Here is a 17187-nt window from a genome sequence, read left to right on the forward strand (position 1 = left end):
AATGACTATTGACTAAATACTGCCTACTGAGGACTGTAAACTGCCTACTAAAAACTACCAGTCGATTGGCGGTAGACCTTTACTCTCCAGGTAGCTATTGGCTTGACTGAAATGCTTGGTACCGAACCAGCCACCCCATTGAGCAGCCATCGGTGATGGATGTTTTGCTTTCAGAACCAGGTGTTTTTTGCCATCGATGACAGCGCCTTTCTTTTGAGCGTAAGCTCCCCAAAGCATAAAAACGACATGTTGCTTCTCATCGGAGATCAGTTTGATCACAGCATCCGTAAACGTTTCCCAGCCTTTGCCCTGGTGTGAACCTGCCTGACCCGCCCGTACGGTAAGCGTCGAGTTGAGTAACATTACACCCTGGTGAGCCCAGCGTTCGAGATTTCCCGATTTAGGAACTGGTTTGCCCAGATCATCCTGAATTTCTTTAAAAATATTGACCAGAGAGGGCGGCTTACTGATGCCATCGGCAACCGAAAACGCGAGTCCATTGGCTTGCCCTTCACCGTGGTAGGGGTCCTGGCCGAGAATGACAACGCGTGTATCGTCAAAACTGCACGAATTGAAAGCATTGAACATCAGCCGACCGGGCGGATAAACACGCTGGGTGCTGTACTCCTGCCGCAGAAATTCCGCTAATGCGGTAAAATAAGGCTTATCAAATTCGGACTGTAGCCTTGTTTGCCATGATTCTGCAATAGATACGTTCATGTAGGGAACTGATAAGGGTGATTCGGCATTATAGGCCTAAAAACGCCGAGAGCCACTCTTTGAAAATTTTTTCAAGACTGTTCTTGCGTATCAAAACTAATCAACTTAATTTTCGTTTTAAGGTTGCAAACGACACTAAATTTATGGTATCGTCAGTCACAGAAGGCGTAAAGGTAAGTGTGAAGACAGAGTATCAATCCGATTACTCCAGTCCACTCCAGGCGCATTACGTGTTCACTTACCGGATTACGATCGAAAATGCCAGCGACTATACCATTCAGTTGCTCAGACGGCATTGGACAATCTATGATTCCAACGGCACCGTCCGTGAGGTTGAAGGGGAAGGCGTGGTTGGTTTACAACCCGTACTGGAACCCGGAGAAGTTCATCAGTATGTATCGGGCTGTAATCTCCGCTCAAGTATGGGCAAAATGGCTGGTACTTACCTCGTTGAACGCATTATTGATGGGAAACAGGTTCGTGTAGCCATTCCGGAGTTCACGATGATTGTACCCTATAAATTGAATTAATGAGCCATAATGGATAATGAACCCCGTGGGCGGTTCTCAATGAATAACTGTCGTATGACGGAACTATTCATTTTATATTCTACATTATCCATTTCCTATGTTGTTTGCTTATTTACGCTACCTCGCTCGCGCTCGCGACGAGCATTCTCTTCACTCGCCCTTTCTGTTTACGCTTTATACTCGTGTCATTCGGGCGGGCAATCGTTCTGAGCCTGTTTTTAAACCTATTCGGGCATTACAAAGTAAGCTTCGTCAAAATCGCCAGCTGATTCATATAACGGACTTCGGAGCGGGTTCGAAAGTAAATGCCTCCCAACAGCGAAGCATTCGGGATATTGCCCGAAACTCCCAGAAACCAGCCCGGTTCGGTCGATTGCTGTTTCGGCTCATTCGCCGGTTCGACGCAAAAACTATTCTGGATTTAGGTACATCACTTGGGGTCACGACGGTTTATCTGGCCCAGGCTGCCAAACCACAAAATGGACGCATTCTGACATTTGAAGGGTGTCCGGAGACGGCGGCTGTTGCCCGCCGGAATTTTGATGAGCTGGGCATTCAAAATGTAGACATCGTAGTCGGGAATATCGACGAAACATTGCCTATCCAGGTGGAAAAATCGACACCACTCGACTTTGTTTTTTTTGATGCCAATCATCGCTACGAACCGACAATTCGCTATTTTGAAACATGCCTGACGAAGATCCACAACGATACGGTATTTGTATTCGACGATATTCACTGGTCTGCCGAAATGGAACAGGCGTGGGCAACTATTAAAGCACATTCCTCAGTAAGCGTATCGGTCGACTTATTCTGGGTGGGCTTGGTATTTTTTAGAAAAGAGCAGCCGCGTCAGGATTTCATACTAAGGTTTTAGCGGGCCCTAGACGCAAAGTTGTGCCACGGTTCACTACATCTCAGCAAACCGTGGCACAGCTTTGCGTCTAGGGCCCGCCGAATATAGTCGCTAGTTTTAATAGTCCTTGAAATAAATTATGCGCCGGAAGATGAGATAATATAGTTAATTTTCAGTATACCTCTGGCTGATTACTGCTATATGAAATCCTTGAATTTTATCCGTTTTGGAATTAGTATATTTATTGTTAGTATATTGTTAAATTCGGTTTCCTGTCAGAATTCTACTAATGGTACGGAGGACCCAATGGCCGTTGCTTCCTTCGATTTAATTCAGCAAAAAATTCTGACACCATCCTGTGCCACATCGGGTTGCCATTCATCTGAAAAAGACGCTGATTTTGTGCAGCATGGTCTGGTGTTAGCAGCCGGCGTAGCTTATGAAAATCTGGTAGGTGTCGATCCGAAAAATAGTGCGGCTAAAGCAGACGGCTTAAAGCGTGTAAAAGCGTTCGCATCGTTGGAGAGCCTTTTGTACCATAAACTGACCCCTACGGCTAGCCACCATACAGGCAAACAATATGGTAATCCCATGCCATTGGGTAGCCCACCACTCTCTGATGGACAGATTGAATATGTTCGGCGGTGGATTGATGCCGGTGCACCCAAGACGGGTAGTATCGCTGATCCCACCCTATTAGATGATAAAACCGTATCTGGAACGGCTTATGAGCCCCTGCCGGTACCAGCAACGGGTACCGGTATTCAAATGGCCGTTCCCGCGTTTGATATTCAGCCGAATTTTGAACGTGAATTATTTACCCGTCGGGTGGTTGGCAATACACAGGATATATACGTAAACCGGTACGAAACCAAAATGCGGAGTGGCAGCCACCACTTTGTTGCCTATAATTTTCGGGATAATACGATTCTGCCGAACATGAACGACATTCGTGATCTGCGAAATGCCGATAATTCACTGAATCTGCTCACAACGCTATCCATGTCGAACCATGTGTATCTGGCGGGGTCGCAGGCTCAATACCAGGATTATAAGTTTCCAGAAGGGGCAGCATTGTTGATTCCGGCGGGCACTTCGCTTGATCTTAATTCACACTTTGTCAATAAAACCACGTCGGTGATGAAGGGCGAAGCGCAGATCAATCTATACACAGTAGACAAATCTAAAGTACAGCAACTGGTTCAGACGCTCGATCTGGGAAACTCGAATCTTACTATTCCAGCCAATACCCGGGTTACGATCTCGAAGTCTTTTCTTTTTGATAAGCCACGCAAAGTCCTGACTTTAACTTCGCATATGCACAAACTGGGCGAAAAGTTTGTCATTAAAATCAAAGGTGGGAGCCGCGATGGTGAAGTCATTTATACATCGACCGACTGGGAACACCCTGATATTGTTACCTTCCAGACACCCATTTCGTTGCAAAAAGGAGAAGGGCTAATGTCTGAAATAACGTACAATAATACCACCGCCAAGCTTGTCCGTTTTGGCCTGACCAGCGAAGATGAGATGGGTATAATTTTCGGGTATTATTTTGAATAAGCGTTCAGAACCATGAGATTCTGATTGGGTTAGTACACAAAACTGCGAAGTTTAGTCGAAACATAGGATGCTTCGACTAAACTTCGCAGTTCTGTGTATAGGGTAAAATCGTTTCTTCAGAAACACAACCGTAGGAGTATCGACTAGAGTCGTGCCACGGTTCACTATTCCCGCACACAAACCGTGGCACGACTCTAGTCGATACTCCTAAACCTACTCAAAAAAGCCGGGCCATATATCAAGCCAATTCTACCGGTTTTTACGCCGTTCCATCCACTTATCAATCCGACTAAATCTGTCTGAATTTTTGACTCAACTTTATAATGAGTTATCAATATCAACACCAAAAGAAACGGGTATGGATCGGGGCGAGCATTTTATAAAAAAAGACGTAGTAAAATCGATCAAAGAAGGATCAAAGCGTTTCCTGGAACGAGGGTTTGACTGGATTGCACTGGTTGTCATAACGTTAATTATTCTGCTTACGCTGATCTTTTTTTAAGGCTTGACTATCGACTTTCATGAACCAGGACATCGTCTATAAAAGCATTTTCTTCGGCGGAATTTATGCCGTCTTTTTTCTGATGACGTACCTGATTGGCCGGAAAGTCTCACCGTCGCTGGCAATTCGGGTTGCGGTTGGTTGCTGGGTCGGGCTGATGGCGGTTATGCTGATTTTCGGTGGTACCAGTTCAACATTATTATTTATTCCCAGCTTCATTGCATCGCTGGTTGTCTTTCGCAAAAAAGAAGACAGCAGCCTTCAGCAGTTTTTCAGTAGCAATCAAATTTATAAAGCAACCGTTGTTCCGGACCAAGTGTCCGAACTGCTTGGCAGTCCTTATTATTCCTGTGCGGAAGGAACACTAACTACCCAATCGGGCGAAGTGGTTCAGTTCAACTGGTGGCAGGGAATGACCTCGTCTATGGTCTCGACGGGGAAGTCTCACGTTACTACATTCTCGCATTACCTGGCCATTTCGTTCGGCCCCAGCGTTGTTAGTGAGGAATTTAAACAGATGGCCCGCGCAAAAATGGATACGTCAGGGCTTCCCTTCCGGCAGAAATTCAAACGTTTTTTTGTTCTTGATACCGAAACACCCATTCGGATCGAAGAAACGCAGGATGGCAGTTTCGTGATTATCTGGCAAACCTATCATGACGCGCAACACTTTGCCTATTACCTGAACTGGCTAAAAACAAATCGACTAACCAGGGCAGAAGTAAAGCCAGTAGAAGAGCAGGGTGTCAGTCTGGAAAAAATGGACAGTATCCTTCAGGTTGAGCGCAACGTTTCTTCGCCCTTGACGACCGAATCAACGGATCATCCAGTTCTTCGCACCAGTAGACCGCAACACGAACAGGCGCTTGGTCAAACGCCAAAACTACAAACTCGTAGCCGCTATTAATGCCGCTCACTATGAATTTTCTACTCAAAAAAGTATTCGCTCCTTTTGCGTCAATTGCTTTTACACTTATCGGGTTGCTGGTCGTCGGTTGTGGCGAAAGCTCACGCAGAGGCTATCGAATAGAAAAAGGCGAGGTGGTCATGTATAGGGGCTGGCCAGCTACCCGATCGATTGTCGATTCGGCTGATGCTGAGTCATTTACGGTAATCAATGACGAGTATGGAAAAGATAAAAACCATGCGTTCTACATCGGGAAAATTATTCCGGATGCTGACCCCGCTACGTTTGAGTATCTGGCAAGTGCCTATTCCAGAGACAAACACAATGGCTACTCCCGGGATGAGCGAATCAGCAACGATGGAACACATTTCTCCTTTGTCCCTAATCCCAATGAGACGCCTGTTCATATATCGGCCGAAGGGATTCCCTATGCCCGCGATCGGTATCGGGTTTATAAAGACACATTTATAATTGAAGGGGCCGACCCCTCTACGTTTGTCTTTGTTCCGATGTTTAATGGCAGCTACCTGACGCATGACCGCCGACGGGTTTATTTTCAGGATCGGCCGATCGAGGGCGTAGATGGCGCAACATTCCGAAAAGTCTCGGACTTCAATTTTAGTGATAAACACACGGCCTGGGGGCTGGTGCTGGGTAAAGACCTTTACTGGAGTCCAATTGAAGCAGTTGACCTCGCTACCTTTTCAAGCATTGGAAAATACTATGCCAAAGACAAGGAACGGGTCTATTTCAGTAATTATGCCGTTAAAGGAGCCGATCCAGCCACATTTGAAGAAACAACTTATCTTCAGGCCAGAGATAAGCATAGAACGTATTCGTCGGGTTACGGCGCTACAAATCAAAATTAAATGGGTATGAGCCAGAAATTTATCCAGTTAATAGTCCTTTTCCTGCTGCTTGCGTGTGGAGGTATTACGCCAGGAATTGCACAAACCTATACGCCTGAAACCGTACCCAATCCGAAGCAAAGCCGGAGCGCACAGTATGTCAGCAATCCGGATCATATCCTGTCAAATGAGGCCGTAAGTCAGATTAATCTGGTGCTGGGAAAGCTGGAAGACTCCACAACGGCGCAGGTAGCGGTTGTGTGCCTTAACTCCATTGGGGAAGGCATACCCAAAGACTTTGCTACGGCGCTGTTCAGGAAATGGGGTTTGGGCTATCAGAAGAAAAATAATGGCCTGTTGGTGTTGCTGGTGAAAGACCAGCATCGGATCGAGATGGAAACCGGCTATGGTTTGGAAGGTGTCCTGCCCGATGCCATTTGTAGCCGGATTCAGACCCGGAAAATGATTCCGCTGGCTAAAGTCGGCGATTTCGACGGGGCCATGATTGCCGGTGTTAACGAGATTGCCCGCCTGATCAGTGAACCCGAAGCTGCAAAGGAAGTTTATGACAAGTCAAAATCTACGTACCGAGCAGGACAGCCACTAGAGAATTCGGCCATTTTCGTCTTGTTCCTGTTGTTAATTCCTGCTTTGTTCATATTTCGACTACTATCATTCTTCTTCAGAAAATCGAATCCCATTGTCGACAAAATCGACGAAACAATTTCGCAATCGAAATGGCGATTTCCCCGAGTTTTTCTGCTGTATGTCCTTCTGCCGGTATGCGTAGGATTCATGGTTGTAAAGCTTCGGGCACCTTTGTCGCTGCATGGCTGGCAAATTCTCCTCGTTATGTATGCCTACACAGGAGCAGTCGTGTGGGAACGTCGGCAACGTCGAAAAAATGCGTTTCAGAAACTCTTTGGCACCATGGCCGAGTCAGCGCGTTATGTGCGATACAAAGCCGCGCGACTCAACGGCTGGGGTCCTGTTCTGTTATTTCCTATTCCGTTCGGGTGGTTTAAACGCGAGGATAACCGGGCGTTGGACGCGATTCGAAATCATAGCCGTCAATCGGCGGAAGGATACATGCTTACTAAAGTGGATAATACCCGGAAAGGTGATTTTCTGACTGATTACCAGAGAACCGAACAGCGGCTGGGTAGCGTTGACTATGATGTTTGGCGCAACGAATCCCACAACATCACGCAGGCTATTGCCTACGAAAACCTGAACGATAAAGTCTATCAGAACTGCAACAAATGCGGGTCGAGAGCCATGTCCTTGACAGGCAACCGCATCGTGACGGAAGCGACCACTGAACGCGAAGGAAGAGGGAGCCATGATTATCAATGCCAGGCTTGTGGCCACCATCGCGAAGAACAGTACACCATTGCGGTTATCCGACAAAGTAAACCCTCCACTTCACATTCATCCACTACATATTCTTCGTCGGGTAGCAGCAGTTCATGGGGAGGGTCGTCGGGCAGTTCATCCAGTAGTAGTTCGTCCAGCAGTAGTTGGGGGGGCGGCAGCTCAGGGGGCGGTGGTTCGGGTAGTTCGTGGTAATCCGATGAACGTAAAGCAGGTCAGCCGCGACTTACAGACTTATGCTTTGGGAAAAATACAGCAAAAACCGTCGACTTCGACGGCAAATTGAGCGACTTACTGAAGCCGAACGACAAGCTATTCTGGAGAAATCGCCATTGGAAGCGGGCTGGTTTCAGGGGGCAGGTTATCATGTTTTTTTGAAAGCTGAACCTAATTTTAATAAAGCCTACGTTCAGGGCCTGGGTGGGGTTTCGCAACAGGCTGCTGAAGACTGGATTATCCAACAATACTTACTGGCTAACGTGGATACTAAAGATTAGCGGCAATTCACGAGCCGATGACTTACCGCGTTGACAAACTTGCGACCAGTTCCTGCGAGAAGCCCAGAAGACAAGAGTTCCTGACAAGACGGTGCAAACTCTACCTGCTGCTGGGTAACAAATAACCACTTTTAAGGCAGTTTATACCAATTGTAAAGCCAAACCAACTTGGCATAGAGTTGTCTTATTGGGCCTCTGCTGGTGTAGTAGTTTTGACCTGTTCAAACGAATCATTCTAAAACTACCTCAATCAAATGGAACCAATTAAAAACCCGACTCCGGCCAGACCGGATGATGTACAGGCTGCTGCTTACAATGAACAGTACAATCGTGTGACGACCATGATTCAGCACTATGTCGAGTCTATTGGGTTGACCAAAGAGAGCACCTACAATCCCAAAAACAGCAACTGGCTCTGGAAAAATGGCTCGGCTACGATTGAAGTATTCATTCAAACCATCAATTTTCCAAACGGTAGCCGACGCGATTACCTGCGAATTTTCTCTCCTCTGCTCGAAATTCCGACCAATAACCTGCTGAGTTTCTATCGGCACCTGCTCGAACTGAACGATCTGCGCCTGGGTGTGAAGTTGTGCATTGCTCCCAAGACACAAACCGTGTATGCAACCTATGAGCGCGACATTCGGGGAATGGATTATCAGGAACTAACAACCTGCATTGTTGATCTGGAATTGTGGGCCGACGAGTTGGATGATCAGCTGAAAGAGCAGTTCCCAAACTGGTCGAACTAGGCGCAGCAAGAAGACTTATGGCCATAAAAAAGTTGCTGGCTTTCGGTGAATTCAGATGAACTATACCACCCTTCTTTGCGTAAGCCTGCTTTCCTGGTCCTTATCGGGTTGTTTCATGCGTACCGATACGCACCCCGACATACCGCTTTTACCGCAAGTCGATAATGCCAGCATTCGGGTCGATTCATTGCCGGATACGATGGTTCGTAACTTTATCTTCTCGGCGGATAAAACGAAAATCTACGCGATTGTTCTGACTGCCTCAACGGGCGTGTTTGCGCAACACACACTGGTTGAATTCGATCAGGCGGGTCATCGGTTGCGCCAGCTCCCGTTTGGTGAGATGAGCATTCAACAAATGGAATTGGCCCTGTTGCAACCGAATTTGCTACTATGGGAGTTTTCGGGCCTGTTTTATCGTATTGATCTGGATGCGTTTAAGGTCGTTGATAAAGTCCGTGCGTTCTGGACAGGGAACTATCCTGATGATCAAAAAAACAACGATTGGGCAAGGGTGGACCGGGAAAGTCAGGCGTGGTTCCGACTGAAGCAGAAAGAGATTGGCCAGCAATTTGATATTCAGGAAACCGATTCGATAACATTGGCAGTGCTGAAAGGCAACAAAACCAACGCGGATGCTTATTGGGAGGCCATTCGAAAAGCCCGGTCGGACCTGAGAACTCAGTTTGAACCTGATCGGCATAAGGCCTATTATGAGGCTTACGCTCTGGCACGCATCAGGTCTGGTAAATTGTCTTTTGCATACCGGAGTCCTGATAACTATGCGTCCTATGTTTTTACCAAGTTTGCCGATGGTAGCACAACTGCGTTTACGCTGGACGAAGCAATTATACAAAAGGCTGGCGTCAAATTCCATCCATACGATGTGAACACCAGGGTAACCATCGATCGAAACAATTCCGATGTTTCGTTGTCGGATGGCCGCTTCTCCCTGTCAGAAGGCCAGGCAGTAACCGATAGAACGAGCGTATTACAACTGACTGAGGGGATAACCGCAAAATACGGCGACCTGATGTGGGGCGGAAATTCATTCGACGAATTTCTGTTTTATTTCGACCTGAAAATTGGCGGCAAAATCGCTCGCTTCAAGTGGATTTACCCGCTGGCTCTATCAAACGACTTTTATCTGCAATCTGCCAATGGATCCGTCTATGTGCTAAAAGCAGGTGTATTATATTGGTTTCACGTATAAGCAGGCATACCTCATGGCCATTCGCAGTTTATTGCTCTCATTTGCACTTACATGCTTTTTGGGTTATTCGTTTACCGTGGGCCTGACGGATCCCAATTCGTTCCTGAAAAAAATACCCGATTGGTTAAGCATACCGATGCTGTTAGTCTGCTTCCTCCTATACCTGTTGGCAACCTGGTGGGCATTCAAAGGCTTCGGTGATCATAAAATTACTGCCTTGTTGTCGCTGGGATTTTGTGCATTTGGTTTAGGGTTGTATGCCACCGCTTTCTTTATGGAAGCCGGACATGGCAGAGCAGCGCCGGGACAGTATGATTATGATTTTTCAAGGCTTGACCCTGCCGAGAAAGCTGCTGTCGAGCAACTCGCGAATGGGGCAGGTATGGGCTTGCAGAACGCTGTTTTTACCGAGCACTGGCACATCGCTCAATCGGCTAATCCTTCGAATCGTTTTGAGATTTGTGTGCAGAAAGGGCGCGTAACTGCCCTCAACCTGTCGGATCATCGGATTTCTGACCTGGCTCTTTTTTCAAAGCTACCCGCACTAGGCGACCTATACCTTAAAAACTGTCATCTGTTCGATATGAGTGGCCTGCAATCCGAGAAGCTAGGCCGACTTGATGTGTCTGACAATCAGATTGTCGATTTGAAAACGCTACGCGGTTGTCCCAACGTTCAATGGCTATTTGCGAAGAATAACCAACTCAAATCAACCGATGGGCTTGAGCAATTCAGAGAAATTGTCAGTACCGATTTTACGGGAAATCCAATGCACTGATTAGCCGTATTGTACCCTCACTGTCGGACTCGCTTTTTATCGCTACCGTTTCTGTTCATGCGAACTACGCTGTTGCCCTACCGCCAGATTAACTACCAGACTGAACTAACTCCCGACCAGATCCGGTGCTATTTAAGCGAACATGTCATTACCGGATTTAGCTTTTATAGCCATAAACCTTACTACGGCGATTTTACGACCTACAGTTTTTCGGTGCGGAAAGTGAGTAGTAAAATCAAAAAACAGAGTTTTGCCCCGAGTATAGAGGGCATGTATAAAAGCAGTAAGGGCAAAACATTACTTTCGCTCAGTTTGAGCCCCAGTCCAGTTCTGATTGTGGCTTTTCTATTGTTTGCGTTTCCGCTAGCGTTGTTTCTTTTCTTTAGTGTTAGCGAGTTTTTTAAGACTGGAGATCTAAATATCGTGATCAGTGGATTGATGCCTATCGTGGTCTGGTACGGTATTTTCTGGCTCATTTTTCAGATGCAGAGCAGTACCGACATTCGGTTCTGGGTGCACATACTGGATTTGCGGGAAAGTCCGGCACTTTAAGCCCGGTAGCGTCGGAATGACAGAAAAAGTAGCTCGTCAAAACGCAAGAATAGAGATTTAGACGGGCTTTATGCAAGCTGAAGTTAGCTTAAGCGACGATATCAATAAGAAAGGAGATGGCTTCTGGCGAATGCAACGCAGCAGTTGATTCCAGTGTAGCTAATGCCGTTTCAGAGGCTCTTGTGCGCATCTGTTTTTCATAGGCGGCAATGGCTGATTGTACGTCAGGAAAATCGTTGCTGGTGAGGCATTTACTGAGCTCCAGCGCGTCGAGCATGGCCATATTTACGCCTTCACCGGCATAGGGGGGCATGAGGTGGGCAGCATCACCCAGTATAGTCAGGTTTGGTAACGCTTCCCAGGTCTGATCTAAAGGCATGCAATAAAAGGGACGAGGTATAAAAGGAGCCGTCGCATTGTTAACCAACTCTTCCCAAACGCTATCCCAGCCCGAATAGGTGGCTTTGAACCAGGCAAGTACCTGCGCCTTATCTGAGAAATCGATTCCACTTTCTTGACTCCAGTATTCATCGGTTTTGCAGCCAGTATAAAACACCAGACTGCCATCACCCTTTGAGCTTACGATCAAACTTTTCTCGTCACTCATCGCAAATATTTTCCCCCCATTCAACAGTTCATGCACCTTTGGGCTTGCCGTTTCAGACTGATATACGGTGCCTTCTATGCCTGTAACCCCAGAATAGAAAGGCTTGATGGCGGTAATGTATGGACGAATCTTTGAGTTTGCCCCGTCTGCTGCAATGACTACATCGGCAATCACAGACGTGCCGTTTTTAAAGTCCAGTTTCCAGGAATCACTTTGCGGTGAAAGCGCTACAAAATGGCTATTCCAGACAACAGTGTTGGGTTGCAGGGAATCGAGTAAAATTGTCTGTAACGGGCCGCGATCAATTTCGGGCCTGGCTGTTTCTTCCTTACCGTTCGCATCGTCGTCAAACAGAATAGTTGCGTTTTTATCAACGATGCGCAGCTTGTCTGCTCCCGGTCGATAATTGGCTTTAAACGCTTCCATCAGCCCGGCTTCGTACAGGGCCGCCAGCCCCGACTCCTCATGTAAATCCAGGGTGGCTCCTTTTGGCCGGGCATCTTTATGCCTATCCCGTTCATACACATGGACATCTACACCGCTCATTTGCAACAGTCTTGCGAGCGTTAATCCGCCTGGGCCTCCGCCCACAATAGCTATTTTCTTATTGTTAAGTAAGTTCATTGTTCTTGTTTTTTCAGTTCAACATGCCTTTTATCATCACATCGCAACAGGTTAAAACCAGTTCTTCGGTTATGATTTGGTGGGGTCTTTCCCGGTAATCAAAATACTCACTTGCTAAGTCAAAAAGGGGCGAAAACAACAATGCCCGGTGTACATCAAATGGAAAATTCCGGATGGCACCGGTTGCAATATGGCGTTCCAGGAAGTGGTGTATGGGTGCGAAAAAGTGCCCTTGTCTGATGTTTGCTTTCTGGTAGGCTTTATTCAGCAAAGGAGATGCTTTGCCATGCTGGATCAGGGCAAAATGGTGTCTGTTCCCTGTCAAATACCGGAATGTGTTCAGCCAGATCGTTTTTACGCCCTCCGGAAAATCCATGTCGGAGCGAAAGGTTTCCAGCACTGCTTTTTCATAAGCCCCTAATACCTCATCGATGAACAGCTTAACCAGAAAATCTTCCTTGCTATCGTATTTTATATAGATCGTGCGTGGCGATACATTGGCAGCTTTCGCCAGTTTCTGCATACTAAGATTTTCCAGACCTTCTTCTGCGATTATTTGAAGGGCTATGCTTCGGATCGCTTCTTCCTTTTCTAGATTTTTAGGCCTCATGATGCACATACTTCCTTTTTAAGTGAGAAGAATAAATGATGATACAAAGTAAGTAAACGTTTATTTACTAATCAAAATATTCATTCTATTTTTTACGAACGCCTATTTTACGGATTGCCAACGGGTGTGTTTGTCGGTAGTAAACGGCGGCATGTGCTTATGCGAAAGCCAGGTTCGTTGGCCTGACTTCTTCCATGAGCCAGGCAATCTTAACTGTAAAAAGAAGTATACAAATTGCCGGTCGTTGTAAAATGTACTGTTTGAATCACATAACTTTGTGTGATGGAGCAAAAAGAAACCGCCAACGATTTTCATCAGCGTCTGACCAGAGATCATTCTGAGCCAGGGCAGTTTGCTATTTACAAAACGGAAGACATTCACGGCACAACTCCATTACCGCATACCCGAAGGGACTTTTATAAAATATCGTTAGTAACCAGGGCAGAAGGAGTTCTATCTTATGCCGATAAGAGCTTTTATATTAAAGATAATGTCATCGCTTTTTTTAATCCGATGATACCTTACTCCTGGGAGCCTTTGTCGACCAATGATAAAGGGTACTCCTGTTTATTTACGGAAGACTTTATTACGCATCACCTAAAGGCCGATAGCCTGTCAAAATCTCCTTTGTTTAAAGTCAGTGGTAATCACGTATTGGTTCCTGATCAAAAATCCATGCAGTTTCTGGCTGGAATTTTTGAGCAAATGATTACTGAAATGCAGTCGTCCTACATAAACAAGTATGATTTGTTACGCAGTTATGTGCAAATCATCATGCATGAAGCACTTAAGATTGAACCGCTTGAAAAAGAAAAACTGCCCGGTAGTTCTTCAGCCCGAATTAGCGCCTTGTTTTTAGACCTGCTGGACAGGCAGTTTCCGATCACTTCACCGCAGCATACTGTTCGGCTTAAAAATGCCAGCGAATTTGCTGGTCAACTGGCCATTCATACCAATCACCTGAACCGCGCCTTAAAGGAAACCACGGGTAAAACAACGACGGAACATCTGGCCGAAAAGTTAATCAAAGAAGCGAAAGCCTTATTGCTGCACACCAGTTGGGATATTGCCGAAATAGGCTATTGTCTGGGTTTTGAGCATGCGTCTAATTTCAATATATTCTTCAAAAAGCAGACGGGACAAACCCCCAACCATTTCCGCCGGGAAGTTATCGCTATTTCATAAGTATGTATTTGATTGGCATAATTTTTACATCCTGACGGAATCTAATTTTGTACCATAAAAAACAGAAGTATGGTACAGGAAAATTTGACTATTGGAAAAGTCTGGTTTGTTACCGGGGCATCTAAAGGCTTTGGCCTTGCGCTGGTTAAATTATTGTTGCTAAACGGGAACAAGGTAGCCGCTACGTCCAGAAATGCCGCCGACATCGAACAACAGATACCTGATCACTCGGAAAATTTGTTGCCGCTGACAGTAGACATCACAAACGAGGAAAGTGTCGATGAAGCTATAAACCAGACAATTTCCTCGTTTGGCCGTCTGGATGTGATCGTCAACAATGCGGGGTATTTTATATTGGGAAGTGTTGAAGCGTTGACCGCACAGGAGTTCCGCCAATCAATGGAAGTCAATGTTTTCGGGACGTTTAACGTGATCAGGGCGGCAATGCCTTACCTAAGAAAGCAGCAATCAGGGCATATCATCAACATCTCCTCCATTGCCGGGTATACGGGTAATGGAAATGCGGCAAGTTATAATGCAGCAAAATTTGCCGTGATTGGCCTTTCTGAAGCATTGGCAGAAGAGGTCAAGCCGTTTGGCGTAAAAGTGACCGTTGTTGCCCCCGGATTGTTCAGAACCAGTTTTCTGGATAAGGGTACGTTTATGGTGGCCCAAAACAGGATCGAGGGATACAATAGTGACGTACTGGAAACGGCTATGCGCCAGATAAACGGTAACCAGCCGGGCGATCCCGATAAATTGGTAGCTGCATTGGTTAAACTCACCGAAGCGCAAAATCCACCTGTACACTTATTGATGGGGCCGGATGCTTACCAGATCTTAACCGAAGCGCGTAAGGCAGAAACGGCAGAAATTGAATCCTGGAAACACATCACGTTATCAACTAATCTAGACAAATAAGCAGATCGACGGGCACTGTTTAACCTTGCTTATTCTGACTTATTGCCATACTCATACTATCATGGAAGCTATTAAAAACAAAGTGATCGTTATCACCGGTGCCAGTAGTGGCATGGGCGCGTCTACAGCCCGAAAACTCGGCCAGCTTGGTGCTAAAGTAGTATTGGCCGCACGAAGAGAAGATCAGTTGAAAGTCCTGATCAATGAAATTGGTGATAATGCCATGTATGTACGAACCGACGTTAGCAAACAGGGCGATATGGATAACCTCATTCAGCAGGCAATCGGCAGGTTTGGGCAGGTAGACGTGTTATGGAATAACGCTGGTATTATGCCGCTCTCGTTCTTTGAGGAAGGGCAGGTATCCGAATGGGAGCGCATGATTGATATCAATATTAAAGGCGTGTTATATGGCATTAATGCTGTTCTGCCGCATATGCTGGAAAGGGGAGACGGGCATATTCTGGCTACTTCATCGATGGGCGGTTTAAATACATTTCCAAGTGGTGGAGTCTATAGCTGTACCAAATTTGCCGTTCGGGCCATTATGGAAACGTTACGCAAAGAAGTCGGCGAGAAAATTAAAGTGACGACGATCTATCCGGGTACTGTAGCTACCGAACTGGGACATGATATCACCAGCCCCAAAGTTCGTGCCCTTTATGGCAATCTGGATGGCATCCCCAAAATGGATTCAGAAGCCATCGTTAATGCAGTGGTCTATGCGCTTAGTCAGCCGGGCAATATTACCGTAAATGATGTCATGTTGAGGCCGCTTGGGAAAACCGTGAATTAGCCGCCAATTTTTAGACTGAACAGTGGTGCCCCATAGACGCTAAAACTCTGCTTTAGCGTCTATGGGGCACGTTGTATGGTAGCAGTATAAAGCCGGGTAACTAAAATAGGCAAGTATTCTTCACCTTTCCGAAACCAGCGACAACCGCCTATAAAGCAAAACCTACCACTTTTTAGTAGCGCCCCACCAGATATAGAGTCATGCTGTAGAGGGTCGATGATTCAATTAAGTTTGGTTCATCCAACAGACTCGATTTAAATCCTCTAAATTACCATGACTACGCTTCAAACACTTGCTGTGGGAGCTTTCCTGATGGCGTATTACTACTTCGTTCTGCGGAAGTATAACACGCTGGGATTTCGCCTTTTCTCACTCTTTTTCTTCGTGGGAGCTGCCGTCTGCTATTGGTGGTATATTGATTATGTTGACCTGAAATGCGTTCAGCAAACGGGTATTGAAACCCAGGCAATCGTACTGAAAAAATCGGCCAATAGCCTCGATATTCGGTTTACCGATCAGGCAGGTAAAGTAGTCATGCGTACCAGAACAGGTGGAATTTCCGTAGAGGAATTCGCGGCTGTACGGGAAGGTGAACCGGCTCCAATTCTGTATAGCCCGGTGTCTGACACGTTTTATTTAACAAGCACCTACCAACGTCAGATTCATGATACTATTTATCTGTTGATATTCCCTGGACTTCTGTTCCTGATTGGTACTCTGTGCTGGATATTCCTGCGAAAATACAGGGTTTATGCGCATGAGGGTACGATATACGAATACGTAACCGACGAACATGGTAATGTAGTGCTTGACGATGCTAGAAACAGTACCACAAAAGCACTCCGAACCTACAGCACCTTATCTAAACTCGTCCAAATCTTCGAGCGATAATACCAGTTATGAAAGCATTATTTCCTTATCTGGTACTGATTAGCTTATTCGTAATAGGAACCAAACTGGTCGACCGGCAACGGAGATACACGACCTCCATTCAGCGTGTGGCACCTGTTCAGCCTAAAATGTTTCCGTTTCAACTGTATCTGCAACTGGCAGGTAATTTGGTAGAGGATTCCTATCGGAACACCAGATCGATACCGGATACTGACCAAAATCGTGTTGTGATAAAGCCATTGAGCGGAAAAGCAATGAATATAGTGACTACATCGGTGAAAAAAGAAAGATCAGCCGCTTTCAAGGGTATCTACCATACCAATTAATACGATGAAAGAGCTATGGGCGGTGGCAGAGCATTTTATACGTTACTATTGACTGAATAAAGATGGTCTGGTATGAGTGGGTACACATGCCAGACCATTAGCTTTCGTATCGGGTTGGGAGAAGCTAAATCGCTT

General features: G+C 46.1%; 20 protein-coding genes. 17 read left to right on the plus strand and 3 right to left on the minus strand.

The window, feature by feature from the left end:
• Positions 1-54: 54 nt before the first annotated feature.
• Positions 55-720: a uracil-DNA glycosylase gene (ung, locus tag GJR95_RS33165; RefSeq protein ID WP_162389943.1), complete on the minus strand. Its 666-nt coding sequence runs from the start codon at positions 718-720 to the stop codon at positions 55-57.
• A 143-nt stretch (positions 721-863) separates the two neighbouring features.
• Between ung and apaG the strand changes: the two genes are divergently transcribed.
• The 12 genes from apaG (at position 864) to GJR95_RS33225 (ending at position 11092) form a co-directional block, all read left to right on the plus strand.
• Complete coding sequence (apaG, locus tag GJR95_RS33170) at positions 864-1250, plus strand: Co2+/Mg2+ efflux protein ApaG (protein WP_162389944.1); 387 nt, start codon at positions 864-866, stop codon at positions 1248-1250.
• Between the two features lie 97 nt (positions 1251-1347).
• On the plus strand, positions 1348-2127 hold the full coding sequence (locus GJR95_RS33175; protein ID WP_162389945.1) for an O-methyltransferase: 780 nt from the start codon (positions 1348-1350) through the stop codon (positions 2125-2127).
• Between the two features lie 180 nt (positions 2128-2307).
• A complete protein-coding gene (locus GJR95_RS33180; protein ID WP_162389946.1) occupies positions 2308-3669 on the plus strand; it encodes a monooxygenase in 1362 nt (453 codons plus the stop codon).
• A gap of 307 nt (positions 3670-3976) precedes the next feature.
• Positions 3977-4171: a hypothetical protein gene (locus GJR95_RS33185; protein ID WP_162389947.1), complete on the plus strand. Its 195-nt coding sequence runs from the start codon at positions 3977-3979 to the stop codon at positions 4169-4171.
• A 19-nt stretch (positions 4172-4190) separates the two neighbouring features.
• Positions 4191-5078 (plus strand): hypothetical protein, encoded by an 888-nt coding sequence (locus GJR95_RS33190; RefSeq protein WP_162389948.1) that lies wholly within the window; start codon positions 4191-4193, stop codon positions 5076-5078.
• 11 nt (positions 5079-5089) lie between these two features.
• Positions 5090-5947, plus strand: a complete 858-nt coding sequence (locus tag GJR95_RS33195) for a DKNYY domain-containing protein (protein WP_162389949.1) — start codon at positions 5090-5092, stop codon at positions 5945-5947.
• A 6-nt stretch (positions 5948-5953) separates the two neighbouring features.
• Positions 5954-7495, plus strand: a complete 1542-nt coding sequence (locus GJR95_RS33200) for a TPM domain-containing protein (protein WP_162389950.1) — start codon at positions 5954-5956, stop codon at positions 7493-7495.
• A gap of 41 nt (positions 7496-7536) precedes the next feature.
• Positions 7537-7797: a hypothetical protein gene (locus GJR95_RS33205; RefSeq protein WP_162389951.1), complete on the plus strand. Its 261-nt coding sequence runs from the start codon at positions 7537-7539 to the stop codon at positions 7795-7797.
• 254 nt (positions 7798-8051) lie between these two features.
• Positions 8052-8549 (plus strand): YbjN domain-containing protein, encoded by a 498-nt coding sequence (locus GJR95_RS33210; protein ID WP_162389952.1) that lies wholly within the window; start codon positions 8052-8054, stop codon positions 8547-8549.
• A 55-nt stretch (positions 8550-8604) separates the two neighbouring features.
• Positions 8605-9762, plus strand: a complete 1158-nt coding sequence (locus tag GJR95_RS33215) for a hypothetical protein (protein ID WP_162389953.1) — start codon at positions 8605-8607, stop codon at positions 9760-9762.
• Positions 9763-9775: 13 nt separating this feature from the next.
• Positions 9776-10540, plus strand: coding sequence for a leucine-rich repeat domain-containing protein (locus tag GJR95_RS33220; RefSeq protein WP_162389954.1), 765 nt, complete (start codon positions 9776-9778; stop codon positions 10538-10540).
• A gap of 57 nt (positions 10541-10597) precedes the next feature.
• Positions 10598-11092 carry a hypothetical protein gene (locus tag GJR95_RS33225; RefSeq protein ID WP_162389955.1) on the plus strand — a complete coding sequence of 165 codons (495 nt, stop codon included), beginning with the start codon at positions 10598-10600 and terminating at the stop codon, positions 11090-11092.
• 88 nt (positions 11093-11180) lie between these two features.
• Here GJR95_RS33225 and GJR95_RS33230 read toward each other — a convergent pair whose 3' ends face one another.
• Together GJR95_RS33230 and GJR95_RS33235 are read right to left on the minus strand one after the other, a co-directional pair.
• Positions 11181-12323, minus strand: coding sequence for an FAD-dependent oxidoreductase (locus GJR95_RS33230; RefSeq protein ID WP_162389956.1), 1143 nt, complete (start codon positions 12321-12323; stop codon positions 11181-11183).
• Between the two features lie 13 nt (positions 12324-12336).
• Positions 12337-12933, minus strand: coding sequence for a TetR/AcrR family transcriptional regulator (locus GJR95_RS33235; RefSeq protein ID WP_162389957.1), 597 nt, complete (start codon positions 12931-12933; stop codon positions 12337-12339).
• A gap of 282 nt (positions 12934-13215) precedes the next feature.
• On the opposite strand from GJR95_RS33235, the gene GJR95_RS33240 reads away from it, so the two are divergent.
• From GJR95_RS33240 to GJR95_RS33260, 5 genes are all read left to right on the plus strand, one after another.
• Positions 13216-14118, plus strand: a complete 903-nt coding sequence (locus GJR95_RS33240; protein WP_162389958.1) for an AraC family transcriptional regulator — start codon at positions 13216-13218, stop codon at positions 14116-14118.
• 69 nt (positions 14119-14187) lie between these two features.
• Positions 14188-15039 carry an SDR family NAD(P)-dependent oxidoreductase gene (locus GJR95_RS33245; RefSeq protein WP_232540940.1) on the plus strand — a complete coding sequence of 284 codons (852 nt, stop codon included), beginning with the start codon at positions 14188-14190 and terminating at the stop codon, positions 15037-15039.
• Positions 15040-15100: 61 nt separating this feature from the next.
• Positions 15101-15835 (plus strand): SDR family oxidoreductase, encoded by a 735-nt coding sequence (locus tag GJR95_RS33250; RefSeq protein WP_174260246.1) that lies wholly within the window; start codon positions 15101-15103, stop codon positions 15833-15835.
• A 273-nt stretch (positions 15836-16108) separates the two neighbouring features.
• Complete coding sequence (locus tag GJR95_RS33255; RefSeq protein WP_162389959.1) at positions 16109-16726, plus strand: hypothetical protein; 618 nt, start codon at positions 16109-16111, stop codon at positions 16724-16726.
• An 8-nt stretch (positions 16727-16734) separates the two neighbouring features.
• Positions 16735-17052, plus strand: coding sequence for a hypothetical protein (locus GJR95_RS33260; protein WP_162389960.1), 318 nt, complete (start codon positions 16735-16737; stop codon positions 17050-17052).
• Positions 17053-17187 lie beyond the last annotated feature (135 nt).

The sequence above is a fragment of the Spirosoma endbachense genome (genome assembly GCF_010233585.1).
In the GTDB taxonomy this organism is placed as follows: Bacteria; Bacteroidota; Bacteroidia; order Cytophagales; family Spirosomataceae; genus Spirosoma; species Spirosoma endbachense.